The sequence below is a fragment of the Pseudomonas massiliensis genome (assembly GCF_000826105.1).
GTDB classification, from domain to species: Bacteria; Pseudomonadota; Gammaproteobacteria; order Pseudomonadales; family Pseudomonadaceae; genus Aquipseudomonas; species Aquipseudomonas massiliensis.
The window spans coordinates 1-24,030 of record NZ_CCYK01000004.1 but is presented as its reverse complement, the minus strand read 5'-3'; the positions used below and the strand labels follow the sequence as shown (position 1 = coordinate 24,030).

Annotated in this window: 6 protein-coding genes, 1 tRNA gene and 3 rRNA genes; 3 read left to right on the top strand and 7 right to left on the bottom strand. The window is 59.6% G+C overall.

Going from position 1 to position 24,030, the window contains the following annotated elements; translation table 11 throughout:
• Positions 1-15: 15 nt before the first annotated feature.
• The gene (locus tag BN1188_RS01525; protein WP_040259424.1) at positions 16-11,565 is read right to left on the bottom strand and encodes a retention module-containing protein; all 11,550 of its coding nucleotides are present in this window, start codon (positions 11,563-11,565) and stop codon (positions 16-18) included.
• 1,153 nt (positions 11,566-12,718) lie between these two features.
• Between BN1188_RS01525 and BN1188_RS01515 the strand changes: the two genes are divergently transcribed.
• Entirely contained in the window at positions 12,719-14,872 is a 2,154-nt protein-coding gene (locus BN1188_RS01515; protein WP_040259421.1) for a type I secretion system permease/ATPase, read from the top strand.
• Positions 14,862-16,226 (top strand): HlyD family type I secretion periplasmic adaptor subunit, encoded by a 1,365-nt coding sequence (locus BN1188_RS01510; RefSeq protein ID WP_040259420.1) that lies wholly within the window; start codon positions 14,862-14,864, stop codon positions 16,224-16,226. The genes BN1188_RS01515 and BN1188_RS01510 overlap by 11 nt, the downstream gene beginning before the upstream one ends.
• Before the next feature lie 99 nt (positions 16,227-16,325).
• Here the strand turns inward: BN1188_RS01510 and lapD are convergent, their stop codons facing one another.
• Together lapD and lapG are read right to left on the bottom strand one after the other, a co-directional pair.
• Complete coding sequence (gene lapD, locus BN1188_RS01505; RefSeq protein WP_040259419.1) at positions 16,326-18,275, bottom strand: cyclic di-GMP receptor LapD; 1,950 nt, start codon at positions 18,273-18,275, stop codon at positions 16,326-16,328.
• Between the two features lie 12 nt (positions 18,276-18,287).
• Positions 18,288-19,016, bottom strand: coding sequence for a cysteine protease LapG (gene lapG, locus BN1188_RS01500; protein WP_052469138.1), 729 nt, complete (start codon positions 19,014-19,016; stop codon positions 18,288-18,290).
• Between the two features lie 267 nt (positions 19,017-19,283).
• On the opposite strand from lapG, the gene BN1188_RS01495 reads away from it, so the two are divergent.
• A complete protein-coding gene (locus BN1188_RS01495) occupies positions 19,284-19,976 on the top strand; it encodes a GntR family transcriptional regulator (protein ID WP_052469110.1) in 693 nt (230 codons plus the stop codon).
• A 331-nt stretch (positions 19,977-20,307) separates the two neighbouring features.
• Here the strand turns inward: BN1188_RS01495 and rrf (BN1188_RS01490) are convergent.
• From rrf (BN1188_RS01490) to BN1188_RS01475, 4 genes are all read right to left on the bottom strand, one after another.
• Positions 20,308-20,423, bottom strand: a 5S ribosomal RNA gene (gene rrf / locus BN1188_RS01490).
• Positions 20,424-20,526: 103 nt separating this feature from the next.
• Positions 20,527-20,642: ribosomal RNA gene (rrf, locus tag BN1188_RS01485) — 5S ribosomal RNA — on the bottom strand.
• A 117-nt stretch (positions 20,643-20,759) separates the two neighbouring features.
• A 23S ribosomal RNA gene (locus BN1188_RS01480) occupies positions 20,760-23,647 on the bottom strand.
• Positions 23,648-23,895: 248 nt separating this feature from the next.
• A tRNA-Ala gene (locus BN1188_RS01475) sits at positions 23,896-23,971 on the bottom strand.
• Positions 23,972-24,030: the final 59 nt, after the last annotated feature.

Sequence of the window (24,030 nt, the reverse complement as noted above, 5' to 3'; positions counted from 1 at the left end):
CCGGGTGGCTCGGCGTCAAGCGTGATCGACCTTGATATGGCTGTCCGCGCCGGCCACCAGGCTCTTGAGCGCATCGTAGCCAATGCCGCTGACCTTGATGGTGACGTCCGCCGCCGCCGCGTTGGTGTCCGCCGCGGCGGTAGAGCTCAACTTGCCCGCGCTGCTGACCAGCAGGGTGGCGGTGCCATCGCTGTCCTTGCCCACCTGCAGGTACTGGGTCAGGTCACTGCCATGGCCGGACAGCAGGTCGCTGAGGTCGATGACATCGCCCTGGCTGGTGCTGAAGTCGGCAATGGTATCCGTACCCGTGTTGCCTTTGTTCCATACGAAGGTATCTGCCCCATTACCGCCGACCAGTGTGTCATTGCCGGCCCCTCCGTTGAGGACGTCGTTACCACCTTGACCGAAGAAGATGTCGTTGCCTTCGCCGCCCAATAGCGTGTCGCTGCCACCAGAGCTCGAGTCCGTCAGCTTGGCGATTTCCGATACATGCTCGGTCACGTACTGGTGCAGCGCCGAATCGCTCACGCTGCTGACCTTGGTGACATCCGAGACGTAGGCACGCAGGTTTTCCACGCCATCGCTAGAATAACCCGTCAGCTTGATGGCATCCCCGAAGATGATGTCGTTGCCGGCCTCGCCGTTGAGGGTGTCGGCGCCCGCCGGGGTAGCCACGTCGTGACCGAGGATGGCGTCCGCCAGCTTCGATGGGTCGACGTTGGTCTGCACCTTGCCATCGGTGTCGTAGGGCTTGAGCTTGTCAGCCGAGATCGAGGAGTTGAGGCCGATGGCTTCGACCGTTGGGCTCACTGCCTTGAGTGCGGCATAGGCAGACTTGGCGTCGGCGGTAGCCGCGTCTGTGAAACCGGTATTTGCTCCTGTGGTGTCGGTGACATCATAAGTACCATTGCCTTCAGTATGGATCTTGCCAATGACTGTGGAAACCCACTTGCCGTTTACCGACGTCCATTGCAAGACATTCCCTGACCTATCGACGATTACATGATCGGAGCCGCCAAACCTCTCCGTCAGTGTCTGCCCAGAACCGATGCTGTACTTGGCTGTGGTAACCAGCTCATCCAAGGTATGAGATGTGCCATCAGCTGTATAAATCGTTGGGTTGGCATTCTGGTAGGTGTTCGGTTCGCCATCGGTAATGAAATAGGTCAGGTTCGTAGCGTTGGCATTGGCCAGCGCCGTCTTGCTCTGGAACCAGCTGGCCGTTGTCTTGAAGGCATCTTCGTAGTTGGTCGTTCCACCAGACGACATGGAACTCAGTGCATCGGTCAACTTGGACAACGCGTCGCTGCTGGCCAGGTTCACTGAAACCGACTTCTTGACGTTGGTGTCGAAGTCCACCAAGAGAATGTTCACCGTACCGGCGCCATTCTTGGCGGCACTGGCCTGCAACGACTTGAACGCTTCGGTGAGCGAGTTCACTGCCGCGGAGACACCATCGCTGCCCATGCTGCTCGAGCTGTCGACGATGAACGCGATGTTGTAGTTCTGGCCCTTGACGAACTGTCCCGATATGTCGCCGGTCATGATGTCGTTGTTGGCTGTGCCGGTGGAGCTGCCATCGCCCGCGTTGCCGTCCTGGTGGTTGTAGACCGCCGGGGTGACAGTGATCGGCAGGCTGGTCACGGTGTCGAGCCTGGAGGTGCCGTCCACGGAGGTGGTGGTGACCTGCAAGGTGTCAGTGCCGTTGTGGTAGGCCGCCGGGGTGTAGGTCAGGCTGGTGACCGTCCACTGGCTGACATCCACTTCGGTATTGCCCGTGGTGGCTGTGAAGCTATGGCCAGCGCTGTCGGACAGGGTTGCGCCCACCGGGATGCTGCTAATCTTGGTGACAGTGGCGGTTTCCGAACCGTCGGTATCCGGGGTGCTGGCCACCAGCTTGAGCGTGGTCGAGTTGTTTTCGACCAGGGTCTGGCTGCCGTCCACCTTGAGGGTAGATGCATCCGCTACCGGCGCCACGCTGATGCTCAGCGTGCTGCTGGCGCTGTAGGCCGCCCCATCGTAGGCCTTGTAGGTCAGGTTGACCGTGCCCGACGCATCCTTGGACGGCGTGTATTTCAGATAACCACTGTCGATGGCAGCCTTCGATATCAACTGGGTGCTGCCTGCGGCCAGGGTAACCCACGTATTGCCGTCCTTGTACTGCAAGGTGCCCTGGTTGGCGGCCGGCGCAGTGACCTGCACGCTCAGCTTGTCCGCTGCGGTATCCACATCGGAGACGCTGAAGTTGCTCCACTTGAGCACCACTGCGGTGTCTTCATTGGTCGAAGCCGAGCCGGTGGCCGCCACGGGGGCATCGTTCACTGCCGTGACATGGACCTGCCCGCTGGCGGCCACCGAGCTGGCGCCGCCGTCGTTGACCACCACGCTATAGCTGCGATCGACCACGCTTGGGTCTTCGCTGGTATTGGCGTAGGTGATCGCCTTGATGGCCGCTTCATAGTTGGCCAGGGTCGAGGTCCCGCTCAGGGTCACGGTGATCTTGCCGCTGACGCTGGTGTCGATGGTCGCGGTGATGCCGCTTGGCAGGGTGCCCACTTTGAGCACATCGTTGGCCTGGGCATTGCTCAGGGTCACGGTGGCGCTCTTGAGGGTGTTGGTGCCGTCGGCATCGCTGATGCTCAACTGCTTGACCAAGGCGGTCGCGGCGGCGTTCTCCACGTAGGTCACGTCAGCGCTGGTGCCGCTGCCCGGGGTCAGGGTGACCACCGGCGCGTCGTTCACCGCGTCGACGGTCACGCTCAGGGTACCGGTGCGCACTTGCGGGCTGGCCACGCCCTGCTCGGTCGCCGTGGCGGTGACGGTCAGGGTGAAGGTGCCGTTGTAGTTCAGCGGGGTGGTGATCGACAGCTTGGACAGGTCCAGCCCATCGACCACAGCCGAGCCGTTCTTGTCGAAGGTGACGGTACGGGTACCATCGCTCAGGGTGCTGCCAGCTGGCGCGCCGCTGAGGGTGGTGACATGGGTCTCCGAACCGTCGGTGGTGTCGCCATAGGTGACGCTGATCGGCGCCAGCTTGATGGCGGTGTCTTCCAGGCCGTGGTTCAGGCTGGTCGCGGTATAGTAGCCCGTGCCATTGCTGCCATGCAGGCTGGACACATCCAGGCCCGCGTTGGTCATGTCCTGGACACTGCCGAAGGTCGTCAGGCTTGCCAGTGAGGTAGACACGCCGTTGACCAGCAGGGTGACGTCGTAGTTGCCCGGACCATTCTGGTTGTAGTGGTACAGTTCGAAGGTGTAGTAGCCGGTATCAGTTGGCGTGAAGCTGCCGCTGCTCACGACGCCGGAGCTCTTGCCCCAGCTGGCGGTGGCCACGGTGGTGCCGCCCAGCTGGATCGCCAGGCTGTCATCGCCGCTGCCGCTGAAGCTGTAGCTCTTGCCCGCTTCCAGGTACACCAGGCCGCTGATCTTGGTCGCGGTGCCGGCGGCCAGGTTGCTGCTGGACGCCATGGCGGTGACGCCATGGATGGTCGCGCTGCTGTCCACCTTGGTGCCGCCCAGGGTATTGATTAATACCTGGGTGTTGGCGCCGTTGCCACCGCCGACGTCCAGGCTGGAGCGATCGCTTGGCGTCCAGGTGTCCTTGTTCAGGCCAGTGGAGGTGATGTTCGCACTGGCGACGCTGACCACAGGAATGTCGACCACTGGGTTGACGGTGATCTTCAGGGTGCTGCTGGCCCCGGTGTTGGTGGTGTAGGTCACCTCCGGCACGGTGCCGGCCCAGTCTGCGGTCGGGGTGAAGCTGTAGGTGCCATCGGTGGCTACCTTCAGGGTACCTACTCCAACATCGACATCCTTGCCTATGCCGTAGGTTTGGCCACCTACGCTGACCGAACTGATGCTCAGGGCGTTGTCAGCATCGCTGTCGTTGCTCAACAGGTTGCCGCTGGCCTGGCCATCTTCATTGATGGTCTTGGTGTCTGCCTTGAGTACGCTAGGGTCGTCCACCGCCTTCACCGTCAAGGTGCTGTTGTAGACGGTGGTCTGGGCCGGGTCGCGGGCCAGGTTGTTGCCGCCCACATCAGTGACCGCCACGGTGACGTTACGCACACCGTCCACAGGGGTATCGGTGCCGTTGGAGAACTGGATGGCGTTGATCAGCGCCTGGTAGGTCCCCACCGACGAAGTGCCGCTGAGGGTGAAGGTCTGGGCGCCGTTCACCACATCGCTGGCGACCAGGGTCACACCTGAAGGCAAGGTGCCGGTGAAGGCGACAGTGTCGCCGGCGCCCAGGCCGCTGATGGTGACCACGGCCTTGGCCAGGGTCGTGTTATCCACGTCGGAAATAGTCAGGCCGTTGACGATGGAGACGGCTGCCTGGCCTTCGGTGAAGCTTACGGACGAGCCCGTGACGACAGGTGCGTCGTTTTCCGGCACCACGCCGATATGCGAGGTGGCCGTAGCGGCTGCGCCAGCATCGTCACGCACTTCGATGGTGATGTTGCGGGTTTCCGAGCTCGGGTTCTGCGAATTGTTATCGAAGGTGATGCTGTTGATCACGGCCTGATATTGGGCCGGGGTCGCATCGCCAGTCAGGCTCAGGGTAATGATGGCTTTGCCGTTGGCATCCACGCCCTCGACGATGGAGGCGGTGATGCCGCTGGTGCCGGTGTTCACCGCCAGGCTGTCGCCAGCGTGCGCATTGGTCAGCACCACGGTCGCGCTCTTGAGCGTCGGGCTGTCCACGTCGGTCAGCTTCAGATCCCGAGCGATCAGCGCTACCCCTTGGCCAGCATGAGGCGTTTCGCCCGCCGCTGGGGTTTCGATGAAGGTGTTGCCGAAGTTATTGGTGTTGGTGCTGCCGTCGGTATGGGTGATTACCGGGGCGTCATTCACCGCCTTCACGCTGATGGCGACAGTGCCAGTGTTGGTGCTGGTCGCACCCTGGTTGTCAGTGGCGGTGTAGACCACGCTGGTGCTGCCGTTCCAGTTGGCGTTCGGCACGAAGGTCAGGGTAGCGCCGTTGCCGGTCGCAGTGATGGTATCGCCGACTGTCACAACGCTGAGCGGATCATTGGCATCGCGCAGCAGCACGCCATCGGCTGGGACCGAGGTAATGGTGAAGTAATCGACGGTGCCGTCCACATCGCTGCCACCCAGGGTCACGGTGACCGGGCTGTCTTCACTGCCGGTGGCAGTGCTGTTGCCAGCAGCTACCGGAGCGTCGTTGACCGCATTCACCGTCAAGGTGCTGTTGTAGACAGTGGTCAAGGCCGGGTCGCGTGCCAGGTTGTCGCCACCGGCATCGGTGACCGCCACGCTCACGGTACGCACACCGTCCACCGGGGTATCGGTGGTATTGGAGAACTGGATGGCGTCGATCAACGCCTGGTAGTTCCCGACCGACGAGGCGCCGCTGAGGGTGAAGGTCTGGGTACCGTTCACCACATCGCTGGCGACCAGGGTTACACCCGACGGCAAGGTGCCGGTGAAGGCGACAGTGTCGCCAGCACCCAGGCCGCTGATGGTCACCACGGCCTTGGTCAGGGTGGTGTTATCCACGTCGGAAATCGCCAGTCCATTGACAACGGAGGTAGCGGAATCGCCTTCAGTGAAGCTGGCTGGCGAGCCGCTGAGCACAGGTGCGTCATTCTCCGGCACCACCGCAACGTGGGAGATGCCAGTGGTGGTCGCGCCCTTGTCGTCGGTAATGGCGATGGTGATGTTGCGGGTTTCCGAGCTTGGGTTTTGCGAGTTGTTGTCGAAGGTGATGCTGTTGATCACGGCCTGGTACTCGGCCGGGGTCGCATCGCCGCTCAGGCTCAGGGTAATGATGGCTTTGCCGTTGGCATCCACACCTTTGACGATAGAAGCGGTGATGCCGCTGGTGCCAGTATTCACCGCCAGGCTGTCGCCAGCGTGGGCATTGGTCAACACCACGGTCGCGCTCTTGAGCGTCGGGCTGTCCACGTCGGTCAGGCTAAGGTCGCGAGCGATCAATGCCGGGCCCTGACCTGCATGCGGGGTTTCCCCCGGTGCCGGGGTTTCGATGAAGGTATTGCCCAGGGCGCCGCTATTGGTGCTGCCGTTGGCAACGTCTTTACCCGCACCATCGGAAATCGACGGAGCGTCGTTCACCGCCGCGACGTTCACGGTCACGGTGCCGGAAGTGGTGCTGGTCGCGCCTTGGTTGTCGGTGGCGGTGTAGACCACGCTGGTGCTGCCGTTCCAGTTGGCGTTTGGCACGAAGGTCAGGGTGGCGCCGTTACCGGTCGCGGCGATGGTGTCCCCGACTTTCACAACGCTGAGCGGATCGTTGGCATCGCGCAGCAGCACGCCATCGGCCGGGACCGAGGTGAGGGTGAAGTGATCGACGGCGCCGTCCACATCGCTGCCACCCAGGGTCACGATGACCGGGCTGTCTTCACTGCCGTTGGCGGTGCTGTTGGTTACCAGCGGAGCGTCGTTCACGGCCGCGACGTGCACCACCAAGTCCTGGCTGACGCTTTGCGGCGCGGCGTTGCCGTCTTGCGCGGTAGCGGTCACGGTCAAGGTGTAGTCACCGCTGGCATTGGCAGGCGCGGTGAATTTCAGGCTGGACATATCCCAGCCAGTGATATCGACAATGCCATTGGCACTGGCGGTCACGGTGTGTGCAGTGGTGCCATCGGTCAGCACAGCGCCTTCGGGCAGGTTGCTGATCTTGACCGTAAGGGTTTCCGAACCGTCGACGTCGGTAGTCGCAGCCTTGATGTTCGACAACAGAATCGGCTGGTCTTCCAAGCCGCTATTGCGGGTTTCCACCAGCTGAATGTTGTCGAGCAAGCCGCCCGCGCCGCTCTTGTCAGCCGCCACGAATTCCAGCCTTTCGTTGCCATCGGCGCTGACCGGCAGGTTCAGGGTGTAATGGGTCATCCCCGCCGAGTTGGCGGAGAGCGTGGTGATCAGCTTGCCCCCCCAGAACACATTGACCGTGGAGCTGCCTTCGGCACCTGAACGCGCCGAATAATCGAACGATACCGTGTAGGTTGCGCCCGCTTTGGCGTTGACCGTGGTGTAGAGGTTGCTGGCATCGCCACCGTTACGCTCGAGCTCGATGACCTGGCTGCTGGTATTCGCGCCGTAGGTGTTGCCGGAGCCGATTTCCACGGTCTGCGGCTGGTTATCAGTGTGCCATTCGCCGCTGCCCAACTTGCCTACGTTTACCGTGGTGTAGCTGCCGGCGTTCACTTCCTGGAAGTTGGTCGAAGCGACCGTGTTCTGGCCAATCAGGCTCAAGGTCGGGATGTCGGTCACCGGGTTCACGGTGACGACGATATCGCCGGAGCTGGTGGCCTTGCTGCCGTTGGCGGCTTCGGTGGTGGTACCGGTTACTGTCAGGGTATAGGTGCCACTGGCATCCTTGGCCGCGCTGAAGCTGATAGTGGACAGGTTCCAGCTGCTCACGTCCACGGTGCCGTCGCCACCAGCTACCGCCGTATAGCTATGACCAGGTGTGCCGTCGGTAATGGTTGCGCCAGTCGGGATGCCGCTGATGACGGTGGTATGAGTTTCGGAGCCATCGTTATCGGTGTAGCTGGCGACAGTGCCCAAGGCAATGGAAGTATCTTCATCGCCACTGACGGTACGTGAATCGACGATCACCGCGGCGTCTGCCACGGGAATGACTGTAACGTTGAGCGTAGCCGTACTGGTTGCCGACTGGCCATTGGCACCTTCGGTAGAGGTGGCGCTGACAGCCAGGGCAATGGTGCCGCTGTAGTTGGCCGCCGGAGTGATGCTCAGGGTGCTGAGATCCCAGCCGGTTACGTTGGCGCTGCCATTGGTGGCGGTCGCGGTGAAGCTGTGCCCACTGGCGTCCTGCAGCACCGCGCCGCTCGGTATGCCCGAGATAGTGACGTTGGTGATGCTTTCAGAGCCGTCAGTGTCGGTCAGCGCTACGTTGATGGTGCTTAGCTTGATGGTGGAGTCTTCAGCCCCATGGTTGAACGCATAGCCGGCGTAATAGCCTTCACCATTGGCGTCTACATGAGGGACCACATCCAGGCCAGGGGTCGTGATGTCGGCGATGTTCTTGTAGATAAGGTAGTTGTCGCTGGTAAGCAGCTTAGCCTCAGCGCCATCCACGGACATCAGTACTTCGTAGCGGCCCGGGCCGTCCTGGTTGTACTGGTATACATCCAGGGTATAGAAACCAGTGACGCTCGGGGTGAAGCTGCCATTGAGGCCAACCGCCAGGGACGCTGAAGCGACCAGCTGGCCGCCTACGGTGACCGCCATGCTGTCATCGACGCTACCGCTGAAGCTGTAGGTGTGGCCAGCTTCCAGGTAGATAACGCCCGAAGTCTTGCTGGCAACGCCCTGAGGCACGTCGGCATCGACCACGCTATTGACGATCTGGCGCGCCACGCTCTGGTCGGCCGCGCCAATGCTGCTGACCAAGGCCGCGGCTGACGCGCCCCAGCCATTGCCTTCCATACCGGGCAGGCCGGTCCAGGTCTGCTTGTACAGCCCCGTGGAAACGACGTTGTCTGGCGTAATGGACAGGCTCGGGGCGTCGGCGACGGGGTTGACATTGATGTTGAGCGTATTAGATGAGCCGGTGTTCGTAGTGTAGGTAACCTGGGGTACCGTGCCCGACCAATCGGCCGCTGGCTTGAAGACATAGCTACCGTTGGCATTAACTTTCAACGTGCCTACGCCCGTGTCGATATCGGTATCCACCGCGTAGATTTTGCCGGCAATACTGAGCGAGCTGATGCTTAGGACGTTATCGACATCGCTATCGTTACTCAGCAGGTTTCCTGAAACTTGGCTGTCCTCGTCAAGAGTAGCCGTATCGGCAACAAGCGCACTAGCGTCATCGACAGGGGAAACCTGAATGGTTGCGGCAGCTTCCTCGATACTTGTCGCGCCTTGGTTGTCGGTGGCGGTGTAGACCACGCTGGTGCTGCCGTTCCAGTTGGCATTTGGCACGAAGGTCAAAGTCGCGCCGTTGCCGGTCGCAGTGATGGTGTCGCCGACGTTCACAACGCTGGACGAATCATTGGCATCGCGCAGCAGCACGCCATCGGCCGGGACCGAGGTAATGGTGAAGTGATCGACGGTGCCGTCCACATCGCTGCCACCCAGGGTCACGGTGACAGGGCTGTCTTCACTGCCGGTGGCGGTGCTGTTGGTAACCAGCGGAGCGTCGTTCACCGCCGCTACGTTCAGGGTCACGGTGCCGGAGGTGGTGCTGGTCACGCCCTGGTTGTCGGTGGCGGTGTAGACCACGCTGGTGCTGCCGTTCCAGTTGGCATTTGGCACGAAGGTCAAAGTCGCGCCGTTGCCGGTCGCAGTGATGGTGTCGCCGACTTTCACAACGCTGAGCGGATCGTTGGCATCGCGTAGCAGCACGCCATCGGCCGGGACCGAGGAGAGGGTGAAGTGATCGACGGTGCCGTCCACATCGCTGCCACCCAGGGTCACGGTGACAGGGCTGTCTTCACTGCCGGTGGCGGTGCTGTTGGTAACCAGCGGAGCGTCGTTCACCGCCGCGACGTTCACGGTCACGGTGCCGGAGGCGGTGCTGGTCACGCCCTGATTGTCGGTGGCGGTGTAGACCACGCTGGTGCTGCCGTTCCAGTTGGCATTTGGCACGAAGGTCAAAGTCGCGCCGTTGCCGGTCGCGGTGATGGTGTCGCCGACTTTCACAACGCTGGACGAGTCATTGGCATCGCGCAGCAATACGCCACCGGTCGGGACCGAAGTGATAGTGAAGTGGTCAATGGTGCCGTCCACATCGCTGCCACCGAGAGTCACGATGACTGGGCTGTCTTCACTACCATTGGCAGTGCTGCTGATCACCAGCGGGGCGTCGTTGGTGCCGGTAACTGTCAGGCTCAGCGTTTTTGTATTGCTTGCCCCATGTTCATCAGTCACTTGGTACTGAACATCAATATTCTGGGTCTGACCCATAGCCAGTTGCTGGTAGGCCGCATTGCTGGCATCCAGGGTCCAGCTACCATCGGTGTTCAGGGTAAAGCCAGGTACAGTCGCCTGGTTTTCTGCAAGGCCGAAGCTCAGCTGGGCACCGGTATCTACGTCGGTGGCAGTAAGTTGGCCGCTAACCGTGGAGTCTTCATCTACAGCCGCAGCGCTGTTCACAGCGGATGTAGTGACAACTGGCGCATCGTTGGTGCCGGTGACGGTCAGCGTCAGCGTTTCAGCAACGCTAGCAGCATTGTTCTCATCGGTCACCACGTACTGGATAGCGATGGTCTGGGTCTGACCGACGGCCAGTTGCTGGTAGGCCGCATTGCTGGCATCCAGGGTCCAGCTACCATCGGTGTTCAGGGTAAAGCCAGGTACAGTCGCCTGGTTTTCTGCAAGGCCGAAGCTCAGCTGGGCACCGGTATCTACGTCGGTGGCAGTAAGTTGGCCGCTAACCGTGGAGTCTTCATCTACAGCCGCAGCGCTGTTCACAGCGGATGTAGTGACAACTGGCGCATCGTTGGTGCCGGTGACGGTCAGCGTCAGCGTTTCAGCAACGCTGGCAGCATTGTTCTCATCGGTCACCACGTACTGGATAGCGATGGTCTGGGTCTGACCGACGGCCAGTTGCTGGTAGGCCGCATTGCTGGCATCCAGGGTCCAGCTACCATCGGTGTTCAGGGTAAAGCCAGGTACAGCAGATTGGCCTGGCGCGGTGTTGAAGGTTAGTACTGCACCAGCGTCGACATCCGTCGCCGTCAACTGGCCAGAGACGGTAGCGTCTTCGTCCACGCCGGCAAAGCTGGCGACGTCGCTCGTAGTAATAACAGGCGCATCGTTGACAGGGTTAACAACAATATCTAGCGACCCGCTCACGCCGGTATCGGTCGTGTAGGTAATCTGTGGAACCGTACCGTTCCAGTTAGCCACTGGGGTGAAAGCGTAATCACCATTGGTGGCGATCGTGATGGTACCTACACCCTGGATCGTAGCGACTTGCCCAGCCACGAACGTACCCGTGACCCCCGCCACGGTATAACTGGTAACGCTCAATGCGTTATCAGCATCGCTGTCGTTGGCCAGCACATTACCGGTCGCGACATCATCTTCGTTCAGAGTCGCGGTATCACCCGCCACGATGGTCGGACTGTCAGTCGGGCTGGTCTGTTCAGCAGCGATGCTGTCACCGGACGACAGCCCTGCAGTCTCGAAGCCCACCGTTGGGTCTACCTCGCCTGCAGTCTCTTCCAGCAAAACGAAGCTGTGGCTGCCGCCACCTGAGCCGCCAGTATCCACGCCGGTTTCGCCCGCCGCGGTAGCTTCCAGTTCGGTGGTAGGGTCTGCGCCCGCGGCGATGGCTTTCTGTAGCTCAGCGACCGAAGGTGCTTGCTGCGCAACATCTTCTGCGGCGCGCATCGTGTCCGGCGCGCTGGCGCTCCACTGGCTTTCACGCCCTATATCCAGTGTACGGCCATCGTTCAAAGACAGGGTTACCGCACCAGACGCGCCGGTTTCCACCACCTCCCCCGCGAACAGCCGATCCCCCTCCACAAGCACCCGACGGATGCCCTCCGGTGAAACCGCGACGACCTGGCCAACAATGCTTTTTACGATGGCGACGACACTGCTCATGAAGCTTCTCCGGGGGTACCGATCTGGTCGCTTCCGTACGACGTGTGGGCAAAAAAGCCCTACATTTCAGAGGGGAGCGTAAGGTATAAAAAGAATTTCTAATCTGCGTCGGTTTTATGACGCTACTTATAGGAAGCTAACTAACCGACAAACTATTGACCTATTGTGTGGCATCCTAAACAATCCGCTGAGTAATGTCACATTGATATTTCATGGCAAACCGCCTTCACTGTGTGCACTTCCTTTTCCTCTTGCACCAGCAGACGCTTGCGCGCTTCGGCTGCGACTTCCACAGCCTTATACGCTTGTCAGAGTCATTGTTTTCAAAGGACTTTCGGTATTTCTTGCGATGCGTTCGTACTTCCCCGCCTCACTTCCCATGGCCTTCGGTATCAGCTTCGCTCAGAGAGGCACTTTGTCCGGTGCCATTAAGCATGCGCCTGAGGCCCATGCTCAGCCTCAGGCAGGGAGGAGCGCCTATTTGTTGTCAGCGCCTTCGAGCGCACTGCAGTGACCGTTGTCCAGGTTTACCCAGATGGGCTGATCCGTTGCGAATATGTTCGGCCGCCGGAGGAGAATCTTAAGAACCACCAGCGAAATTCTGCTCAGAGCAACCTGCGCACGGCTCGCGAGCCAGGCCGCAACGCGGATTTGGATCAAGCGCAACCGTGTCTGGCTCAAGACTGGGAAGGACTGGTGGCAGACGGGCCGGCGCGGCGCTCGGACCAAGCCGACCGCGAAGCGGTATTCGGTACCCGTTCGTCGCTCCATCCGAAATTCGATGTAGAACTGTCACGCAATGCCGACAACAACATCAGCGCTGGAGAAGGCCATCACAACGCTTGCTCGGCCGTGGCACGCATGACCTCCAACCTGTACGCTGGTGGGGCCAACCAGGCGCACCTGCAATCCGAGCCTTGCCTGGCGGAGCAGGCGCCGGTATTTGCACACTGCCTAGAGCCAAAGGCCGATCGCCCAGCCGCATGCGAAGCGAAGCGGTCGGGTATGCATAGCGCACCCGACGCGGTTCAGCCAGGCCGTGCTCGCCCCGCTGGCATCGGTTGTACAACAGGACCTCAAGCCGGAGGTTAAACTGCCCGGCATGAATTGATTCTTGACCAATCCCCGTAATTTAAAAATCAGAGAGCGCAGCGTGGAATCAGAAGCCGGTCGAAACCTACCCACTCATGATCCACGCAGCCTGCATGACGACCCGCTGCTCGATGGGCTGTTGTCGCTTTGTTATCTGCATCAGAAGCCGGCCAGCCGGGCCATGCTCACCACGGGCCTGCCTTTGCCGGATCAGCGTCTTTCACCGGCCTTGCTGGCCCGGGCAGCGGCCCGCGCTGGCCTCCAGGGTCGCCTGCTGACCCGGAAGCTGGAACAGATTCCCGCCATCGCCATGCCCGTGCTGCTGCTGTTGAAAGACAACCGTAGCGCCGTGCTGTTAGGCTGGGAAGGCGAGCAAGCACGGGTGCTGCTGAGCGAAAGCGATGGCGGCGAAACCCGGGTGAGTCGCGAGCTGCTAGAGGAAGACTACAGCGGCCGGGTCTTTTTCGCCCAGCCGCAACACAAGTTCGACGTCAACCACGGTTCGCTCATCCCCAGGGCCCAGTCGTGGTTCAAGGACACGCTCAAGCGGTCCCGCTGGCTGTACATGGACGCCATCGCCGCCAGCCTGGTGATCAACCTGATCGCCATGGCCGCCCCCCTGTTCGTGATGAACGTCTACGACCGTGTAGTTCCCAACCAGGCCACGGCGACCCTTTGGGTACTGGCCGCGGGTATTACCGGCGCCTACCTGTTCGACCTGCTGCTCAAGGGCCTGCGTGGCCTGTGCCTGGACCTGGCGGGAAAAAAGACTGACCTGATCATTTCCGCCACGCTGTTCGAGCGTGTCGTGGGCATGGCCATGAAGATGCGCCCCGCCCGGGTGGGTAGCTATGCCCAGAACATCCATGAATTCCAGGGTATGCGGGACTTCCTGACCTCGCTGACCCTCACCAGCCTGATCGACTTGCCCTTTACGGTACTCATTCTTCTCGTAATCGCCATTCTCGGCGGGCACCTGGTGTGGATTCCCATCGTTGCCTTCCCATTGGCGCTAGGGCTGGGCCATGTGCTGCAGAAGCCTCTGACCGCTACCCTGGAGCGCACCATGGCGCTGGCGTCGGAACGGCAATCGGCGCTGATCGAAACCCTCGCGGGCCTCGACGGCATCAAGGTGAACAACGCCGAGAGCGAGCGGCAGTACCAATGGGAACAAACCATCGGCACCCTCAGCCGCCTGGAACTGCGGGTGAAGGTGCTGTCCAGCCTGGCGATGAACCTGACCTTGATGATCCAGCAACTGGCCGGCGTGGCCATGATCATCTTCGGGGTGTATCAGATCATCGATGGCAACCTGAGCATGGGCGGCCTGATTGCCTGCTACATGCTCAATACCCGCGCCCTGGGGCCCCTCGCCCAGCTCTCGGGCCTGCTGACCCGCTACCAGCAGACCAAGGTGACCATGGTGTCGGTCAACCAGATGATGGACCTGCCGCAGGAGCGCAACTTCGAGGAACGGCCCCTGAGCCGTCCGGTACTGCAAGGGGCCGTGGAGTTTCGCAACCTGGGCTTCACCTACCCCAACCAGCAGAACGTGGCCTTGCGCAATATCAACCTGAGCATTCGCCCAGGCGAGAAGATCGGCATCATTGGCCGTAGCGGCTCGGGCAAGAGCTCCCTGGCCAAGCTGATCGTAGGCCTCTACGAGGCCGATGAAGGCGCGCTGTTGATCGATGGCATGGACATTCGCCAGATCGACGTGAGCGAACTGCGCCACAACATTGGCTACGTGCCACAGGACATCCAGCTGCTGGCGGGTACCTTGCGGGACAACCTGGTATCCGGCGCGCGCTACGTCGAGGACGAAATGGTGCTGCAGGCCGCCGAACTCAGCGGTGTGCATGAATTCGCCAGGCTGCACCCCCAAGGCTATGAGATGCAGGTCGGTGAACGCGGGCAGAACCTCTCCGGGGGACAGCGCCAGAACGTGGCATTGGCCCGGGCTTTGTTGCTCAACCCAAAGATTCTCCTGCTCGACGAACCTACCAGCGCCATGGACAACAGCGGCGAAGAACGGCTCAAGCAACGGCTGCAGCCGGTGATAGGGGACAAGACCGTGGTCCTGGTTACCCACCGTGCCTCCCTGCTGTCCCTGGTAGACCGCCTGATCGTCATCGACCGGGGCCAGATTGTCGCCGACGGCCCGAAAGCCGCGGTGCTCGAAGCGTTGAAAAAGGGGCAAGTCAATGTCGCTTAAGATAGACAAGGGCGGTATCGGCGCCTACTTCAAAGGCCGGGACAACCTTTCCGGCCAGCCGCTTCCAGAAGTGAACAAGGCACTGATCGACGATGCGCCTCGAATTGTGCGCCTGACCATCTGGGGCGTGATCCTGTTCTTCGCGTTTCTATTAGGCTGGGCTCATTTCGCGATCGTCGACGAAGTGACCAAAGGCGAGGGCAAGGCGATTCCTTCCTCGAAGATCCAGAAGGTGCAGAACCTGGAAGGGGGCATCGTTGCTGAAATCTACGTCAAGGAAGGGCAGATCGTGGAAGCCGGCACGCCGCTTATCCGCCTGGACGATACCCGCTTCGCCTCCAATGTGGGGGAAACCGAGGCCGACCGCATCGGCATGGCCCTGCGGGTAGAGCGCCTGAGCGCCGAAGTGGAAGATCGGCCGCTCAATATCTCCGACACGTTGCGCAAGTCGGCCCCCCGCCAGGCGGCGGATGAAGAACAGCTGTATCGCAGCCGACGACAGCAACTGGCCGATGAAATCGGTGGGCTGCAGGCCCAACTGACCCAGAAGCAACAGGAATTGCGCGAGTTCGCCTCCAAGCAGGAACAATACCGTAACAGCCTCGCATTGCTGCGTCAGGAGATCGGCATGTCTGAACCCCTGGTCAAGCAAGGCGCGGTTTCGCCTGTGGAGGTGCTGCGCCTGAAGCGTTCCGAGGTCGAAACCCGCGGGCAATTGGATGCCACTTCCCTGGCCATCCCCCGCGCCCAGGCGGCTATCTCGGAAGTACAGCGAAAGATCGATGAAACCCGGGGCAAATTCCGCAGCGACGCTCTTACCCAGCTCAACGAAGCGCGCACAGATCTCAACAAGTACACCGCCACGGCCAAAGGGTTGGAAGACCGTGTCAGCCGGACCATGGTGTCTTCGCCAGTGCGCGGGGTGATCAAGCAGGTGCTGGTCAATACTGTCGGCGGCGTGATCCAGCCCGGTAGCGATATTGTGGAGATCGTGCCTCTGGACGATACCTTGGTGGTGGAAGCGAAGATACGTCCGCAGGACATCGCTTTCCTGCATCCCGGCCAGGAGGCCATGATCAAGTTCACCGCTTATGACTACACCATCTATGGCGGGCTCAAGGGCGAACTGGTTCAGATTGGCGCCGACACCATCACCGATGAAGACAAGAAACAGACCTACTACCTGATCCGCCTGCGTACTGATCGCAACCATCTGGGCACGGACGACAAGCCCCTGCTGATCATTCCAGGCATGGTGGCCTCGGTGGATATCATCACCGGCCACAAGAGCATCCTCAGTTACTTGCTCAAGCCTATCCTGCGGGCCAAGGCCGAGGCGCTGCAAGAGCGGTAAAGCCAGCGCACCCGGCTATGGAAGCGTTGACTAGCGAAGCTGGCTCCCTCGGGCGCCAGCTCACCTCACAGCAGGGCCTTCGATGCTTGGGCCCTGAACTCAAGCCTCTTGCCATGGGCCTGGCTCGCCCACCAGCCGCCCCTGGACGCCTTCCAGGCCCATATGCCGGATGACCGCCAGCTCGCCCTCGGTTTCTACACGTTCGGCAATCAACGGCAGGTCGATACTATGGGCCGCCCGTTGAATCGCCTCGATGAACAGCCGCTTGTGGTTTTCCTGATCGATGGCCCTGATATAGCTGCCATCGACCTTCAGGTACGCCAGGCCCAACCGGGACAGGTTGCCGATCATGCTGAAGCGCCCGCCGAAATGCTGCAGTGCCAGGCCAAAGCCCAGCGCATGCAAGCGGCGGGTGACCTGCTCCAGCACTTGTTGCTGAGGTAATTGCTCTTCGCCGATTTCGAAGATCAACCGCGGCCCAAGCGCTGAGTGGGCGGTCAATAGATCGAAAATGCGATTCAGCGCCTGGGTGTCATCCAGGGTAGCCGCCGAAAGGTTGAGCGCCAGCACGCCCGGGCGGGCTTGCAAATGCGTCAGTACTAACCGGAGCACCGTGATATCCAGGCGAGCGGACCAGCCGAAGCGCTCGATCCAGGGCAGGAAGCGCCCCGCCGGAATCGCCGCGCCATGGGCGTCCAATACCCTGGAAAGCACCTTGTGGTGCAAAGTATTGCCTGTCTGGGCATGGATAACGGGCTGGAAGAACAGCTGTAGGCCATGCCCCTCCAGCGCCTGGTCCAGCAATTGATGCCAGGCATGGTGATCATCGCCGACCTGCCGAACGCTGGGCTGGTCAAGGCACACCCAGTGCCCATCTCCCGAGCCTTCAGCCTGGGCCAGGGCCTGGTCGGCGAGCTTGAGCAGGTCCTGAGGCGCTTCGCCCGCTGTATAGGGTGCCAGCCCCATCCAGGCCACCGGATACATGTCCGAAGCGCCTGTTTCATAGAGGCTGTGCAAGGCGGTATCCAATGCTTGCGCCAACTGGTGAGCCTCATCGAGCGTTAGCCCAGGCGCCAGTACCGAAAACTCGCCCCCTCGGCTGCGGCAAATCAGGTTGGCGGTTTCTGGATGACGGGCGCACAGGCGCGCGAGCATCGCTGCGACTTCCTTGAGCAGCGTATCGGCGGCGGCGGCGCCCAAGCGCAGGTTCAAGCCGGCCAGGTCATTGACCCGCAGCAGCAATAGGTAACCAGGCCTGTTTTCTTCAGCATGACTGACGCGCGCCTGGAGCTGCATGTCGAAATAACGCCGGTTTGCCAGCCCGGTAAGGCTGTCTTGATAGGATTCTTCCCTCAACCGCTCACTGCGTTCAGCCTGTTCCATGAACAATGCCTTGAGCTTTTCCACCATCTGATTCATGGCCTGTACCACACGCCGCAACTCAGGCGTGCGCGGCAGCTCCGGCAGGCTGAGGAATTCACGCCGGGCAATGGCATGGGATTGCTCGACCATATAGTCCAGCGGGCGCAACTGGCGCTTGAGCAGCAAAGCCCCCAGCAAGGCACTGATAGCGCCACACAGCAGCAGCCATCCCAAACTGCCTAGGGCGCTTTCCCATAGCTTGGCCAGGGCGAACATGGGATGGCTGACCACCTCGACCCGTGCCGCCTGCTGCCATCCCCGGCTGACGATAGCGTCCCCACCCGCGGCTTCCAGCCCGATCAAGCGAATGAACCAATGCGGAACGCCACTGCTGTCGGGCTCCGCGCTGCGCTCGACCATCACCTTGTTGTCCGCCAGGTCGATCACGCGGATGCTGGCGTAGTAGCCGCTATCGAAGATGGACGTCACCATCAGCTCGACCATCGCCGGGTCATCGATATTGGGCGTCAGGGACAACGCCAGGGCCGTGGCGGCATCCTGTGCGTGGGAACGCAGTTGATTGACGTACTGAGCTCGGGAGCTCTCCAGGCTGACCATGAAGCTCCCGCCGAATGCCACCACCAGGAATAGGCAGATGGCCAACAGTAATTGCTTGAACAGAGACATCAGGGCTCCTGATTAGTCAGTAGGGTCAGCCGGAAAGCCTTCGGCGGTCATTTTCTTGAGCACGTCCTGCCAGCGCGACAGGCGTTTGGTGTCACCTACCCGCTTGTTGCCTGCCTGGCCGGTCAGCCAAAGCCCTTCGGCATTGAAGGCATAGACAGGAAGCAAGTCGCTGCGCTGGCTGGCTGGCAGGATGTCATCCATCAGGCTGTCCAGAACCAGCGGCATGGCGTTCGGGCTGGCGTAGTAGGTCAACACCATGTGGGCGCGATTCTGTCGCAAGGCCTTGACGTAAGTGATGCGTAATTTATCGCCGGATACGCCCAGATGGCGCAGGCTGAAGTACTTGGCGATGGCATAGTCTTCGCAATCGCCGGCGCCTTTCCAGAGCGACTGCACAGGCGTGGCCCAGTAATCCACTTCTCTCCAGAGGTCGATATCTTCGCGGTACTGCATCTGGTGGTTGAAGAACAGGTTGACCACCTTCAACCGCTGCGCTTCAGGGACCTGCTGTTGGGTCGCCAACAGCTTTTGCCAAGCATCGATCCGTTGCTGGCCGGCACCCAGCGGGCCGTACAAGGCCTGGGCCCGTCGACCGATAAGAGTAAAATCCCAGTCCGCCTGCAACACGCCGATTAAGCCAAGGCTCAGCGTCAGCGCAAACAGGAAGCGGCGCAGCCTGGTCTTCGCTAAGGTCACCTTCAGCACGTTGGCAAGCTCGAGGCGCGGTGTGAGGCGCAGCATGGTGCGGGTAGCGCCGGTAAAAAACAATCGCAACCTGCAATCAGTGCGTCGACTCTCACGAAACAACTCAGCACAAGATCGAGGAAGGTACCGCCCCACAACGGATAAGTGCTGAAAACGACGATCAAAGGACGTAAGCTCCATGCCGATACGCCGGTGTGGCCCAGCCCACCGAAAGGAATTCCGGCGTTCAGGTGGCAGGACACGCCTCGCACCGAGATTTGGGTGACAACAATATGCGGTTTCACATCTATCAAGGTAGTCAAAGTGCCTAGAAAACCCAGCGCCTTGAGCGTTGTGCTGGCGGCCGAACAGTTGCCTGCCCACCTTGCTCGCTCCATCATCCAGGAACGCCTGCGCATCGCTATTCTCGAAGGTCGCCTGCCAACCGGCACGGCAGTGCGGCAACAGGAGCTGGCCACCATGTTCGGCGTCAGCCGCATGCCGGTGCGCGAAGCGCTACGCCAACTTGAAGCCCAGGGCCTTTTGGCCGTTGAACAACACAAAGGCGCGGTCGTTGCCCCATTGATTACCTGGGACGCCACCGAAACCTACGAGCTGCGGATACTTCTTGAATCCGAAGCCCTACGACAGTCTGTACCGAGGCTCACTGAAAGTGACCTTGACGAAGCCGATGCCTTGATCGAACGCATGGAAGCTGAAGCGGATTACTCCGCGATGGGCGAGCTGAATAAACAGTTTCACTTGGTGCTCTATCGTAGAGCCCCTAACCGCCGCCTGATGACCTTGGTGGAAACCGGGCTGGACGAAGAAGAGCGTTTCCTGCGCTTCAATCTCAAGGCCATGGGGTTGGGTAAAGTGTCGCAGGACGATCACCGAGCCCTGGCCGCCGCAGCGCGGGCCGGGGATACCGAGCGCTGTGTCGGCGCGCTGACCGAGCACCTGCAACGCGGTATCGAAGCCATCACTCGCTTCCTGGCGCAAGGCCAGGCTACGTAATCGGGCACCTACGCCCTTGGTGCCCTTCAGGCAATTGCTTCGTCTTCCCGCCCCGTTTCGGCCCGCCCAGGGCCGACATCTCCTCTCCTCGCGCGCTCGCGGTTCCGTTTGACGGCGCGAGGCCAGTCGCCAAGGTTCCTCAAGGTTTCGCAGATACTGCCATGAAAAGGTAGCGCTCAGGCAGAACATCTGGAATTGCTAGCCAAGACCCTAGCCTTGAGGGGGTTAGAGAGTTTTATGCTTGTTCTTCAAGCATGAATCAACCTGAATAACCAAGCCCTTGAAAGACAAAACCCCTGATCGCGATGCGACCAGGGGTTTTGGGAATGAATCTTGACGATGACCTACTCTCACATGGGGAAGCCCCACACTACCATCGGCGATGCATCGTTTCACTGCTGAGTTCGGGATGGGATCAGGTGGTTCCAATGCTCTATGGTCGTCAAGAAATTCGGTGGCCGTTTCGCCTATGGCGCCCCGGCGGAATCTTGATACTTCTACTAAAGACAAAACCCCTGATCGCTGTGCGACCAGGGGTTTTGGGAATGAATCTTGACGATGACCTACTCTCACATGGGGAAGCCCCACACTACCATCGGCGATGCGTCGTTTCACTGCTGAGTTCGGGATGGGATCAGGTGGTTCCAACGCTCTATGGTCGTCAAGAAATTCGGTAGCTGCCTCGTTTGCACGGTGCAGCGAATCTGGGTATGTGTAGTTGTGATGGCGAACTTTCGGTGTTGCCTTCGCGTTCTGCCCTTGGGCAGATTGCTTGGGTGTTATATGGTCAAGCCTCACGGGCAATTAGTATGGGTTAGCTCAACGCCTCACAGCGCTTACACACCCCACCTATCAACGTCGTAGTCTTCGACGGCCCTTCAGGGAGCTCGAGGCTCCAGTGAGATCTCATCTTGAGGCAAGTTTCCCGCTTAGATGCTTTCAGCGGTTATCTCTTCCGAACATAGCTACCCGGCAATGCCACTGGCGTGACAACCGGAACACCAGAGGTTCGTCCACTCCGGTCCTCTCGTACTAGGAGCAGCCCCTCTCAAATCTCAAACGTCCACGGCAGATAGGGACCGAACTGTCTCACGACGTTCTAAACCCAGCTCGCGTACCACTTTAAATGGCGAACAGCCATACCCTTGGGACCGGCTTCAGCCCCAGGATGTGATGAGCCGACATCGAGGTGCCAAACACCGCCGTCGATATGAACTCTTGGGCGGTATCAGCCTGTTATCCCCGGAGTACCTTTTATCCGTTGAGCGATGGCCCTTCCATACAGAACCACCGGATCACTAAGACCTACTTTCGTACCTGCTCGACGTGTCTGTCTCGCAGTCAAGCGCGCTTTTGCCTTTATACTCTACGACCGATTTCCGACCGGTCTGAGCGCACCTTCGTACTCCTCCGTTACTCTTTGGGAGGAGACCGCCCCAGTCAAACTACCCACCATACACTGTCCTCGATCCGGATAACGGACCTGAGTTAGAACCTCAAGGTTGCCAGGGTGGTATTTCAAGGATGGCTCCACGCAGACTGGCGTCCACGCTTCAAAGCCTCCCACCTATCCTACACAAGCAAGCTCAAAGTCCAGTGCAAAGCTATAGTAAAGGTTCACGGGGTCTTTCCGTCTAGCCGCGGATACACTGCATCTTCACAGCGATTTCAATTTCACTGAGTCTCGGGTGGAGACAGCGCCGCCATCGTTACGCCATTCGTGCAGGTCGGAACTTACCCGACAAGGAATTTCGCTACCTTAGGACCGTTATAGTTACGGCCGCCGTTTACCGGGGCTTCGATCAAGAGCTTCGCTTGCGCTAACCCCATCAATTAACCTTCCGGCACCGGGCAGGCGTCACACCCTATACGTCCACTTTCGTGTTTGCAGAGTGCTGTGTTTTTAATAAACAGTCGCAGCGGCCTGGTATCTTCGACCGGCATAGGCTTACGGGGCAAGCCCTTCACCTTCGCCGGCGCACCTTCTCCCGAAGTTACGGTGCCATTTTGCCTAGTTCCTTCACCCGAGTTCTCTCAAGCGCCTTGGTATTCTCTACCCAACCACCTGTGTCGGTTTGGGGTACGGTTCCTGGTTACCTGAAGCTTAGAAGCTTTTCCTGGAAGCATGGCATCGACCACTTCGTGCCCGAGGGCACTCGTCATCAGCTCTCGGCCTTGGGATCCCGGATTTACCTAAGATCCCAGCCTACCACCTTAAACTTGGACAACCAACGCCAAGCTGGCCTAGCCTTCTCCGTCCCTCCATCGCAGTAACCAGAAGTACAGGAATATTAACCTGTTTTCCATCGACTACGCTTTTCAGCCTCGCCTTAGGGACCGACTAACCCTGCGTCGATTAACGTTGCGCAGGAAACCTTGGTTTTTCGGCGTGCGAGTTTTTCACTCGCATTGTCGTTACTCATGTCAGCATTCGCACTTCTGATACCTCCAGCGAGCTTCTCAACTCACCTTCACAGGCTTACAGAACGCTCCTCTACCGCGTCACTTGCGTGACACCCGTAGCTTCGGTGTATGGTTTGAGCCCCGTTACATCTTCCGCGCAGGCCGACTCGACTAGTGAGCTATTACGCTTTCTTTAAAGGGTGGCTGCTTCTAAGCCAACCTCCTAGCTGTCTAAGCCTTCCCACATCGTTTCCCACTTAACCATAACTTTGGGACCTTAGCTGACGGTCTGGGTTGTTTCCCTTTTCACGACGGACGTTAGCACCCGCCGTGTGTCTCCCATGCTCGGCACTTGCTGGTATTCGGAGTTTGCATCGGTTTGGTAAGTCGGGATGACCCCCTAGCCGAAACAGTGCTCTACCCCCAGCAGTGATACATGAGGCGCTACCTAAATAGCTTTCGAGGAGAACCAGCTATCTCCGAGCTTGATTAGCCTTTCACTCCGATCCACAGGTCATCCGCTAACTTTTCAACGGTAGTCGGTTCGGTCCTCCAGTCAGTGTTACCTAACCTTCAACCTGCCCATGGATAGATCGCCCGGTTTCGGGTCTATACCCAGCGACTAAACGCCCTATTAAGACTCGCTTTCGCTACGCCTCCCCTATTCGGTTAAGCTCGCCACTGAATATAAGTCGCTGACCCATTATACAAAAGGTACGCAGTCACAGAACAAGTCTGCTCCCACTGCTTGTACGCATACGGTTTCAGGTTCTATTTCACTCCCCTCTCCGGGGTTCTTTTCGCCTTTCCCTCACGGTACTGGTTCACTATCGGTCAGTCAGTAGTATTTAGCCTTGGAGGATGGTCCCCCCATATTCAGACAAAGTTTCTCGTGCTCCGTCCTACTCGATTTCATTGACAAGGGATTTTCGCGTACAGGGCTATCACCCACTATGGCCGCACTTTCCAGAGCGTTCCGCTAATCTCAAGTCAACTTAAGGGCTGGTCCCCGTTCGCTCGCCACTACTAAGGGAATCTCGGTTGATTTCTTTTCCTCAGGGTACTTAGATGTTTCAGTTCCCCTGGTTCGCCTCTTGCACCTATGGATTCAGTACAAGATACTCAGCTTGTGCTGAGTGGGTTCCCCCATTCAGAGATCTCCGGATCAAAGTCTGTTTGCCGACTCCCCGAAGCTTATCGCAGGCTACCACGTCTTTCATCGCCTCTGACTGCCAAGGCATCCACCGTATGCGCTTATTCACTTGACCATATAACCCCAAGCAATCTTGGGATTACGGTTGTGAAGACAACATTCGCCGAAAATTCGCATTCGCTCTTTCGAGCAACTCACAAATTTTACCTTAGCCTGATCCTACCAGCAGTGAAACTGGTCGATCAGTCTATCTTTCTATCACATACCCAAATTTTTAAAGAACGATTCTGGAAAAGACCAGAAATCAACATTCCGCTTCAGTGTGAAGGAATGCTCATTTCTAAGCTTTCGAACAGAGGATGGTGGTGGAGCCAAGCGGGATCGAACCGCTGACCTCCTGCGTGCAAGGCAGGCGCTCTCCCAGCTGAGCTATGGCCCCGTATTCTACTACCGGCCGTTACCACTGGAAATTGGTGGGTCTGGGCAGATTCGAACTGC

Bases quoted from the DNA above. Each gene is read 5' to 3' on its own strand.
- BN1188_RS01525 (WP_040259424.1), bottom strand. From the start codon at position 11,565: ATGAGCAGTGTCGTCGCCATCGTAAAAAGCATTGTTGGCCAGGTCGTC.
- BN1188_RS01510 (WP_040259420.1), top strand. From the start codon at position 14,862: ATGTCGCTTAAGATAGACAAGGGCGGTATCGGCGCCTACTTCAAAGGC.
- lapD (WP_040259419.1), bottom strand. From the start codon at position 18,275: ATGTCTCTGTTCAAGCAATTACTGTTGGCCATCTGCCTATTCCTGGTG.
- lapG (WP_052469138.1), bottom strand. From the start codon at position 19,016: ATGCTGCGCCTCACACCGCGCCTCGAGCTTGCCAACGTGCTGAAGGTG.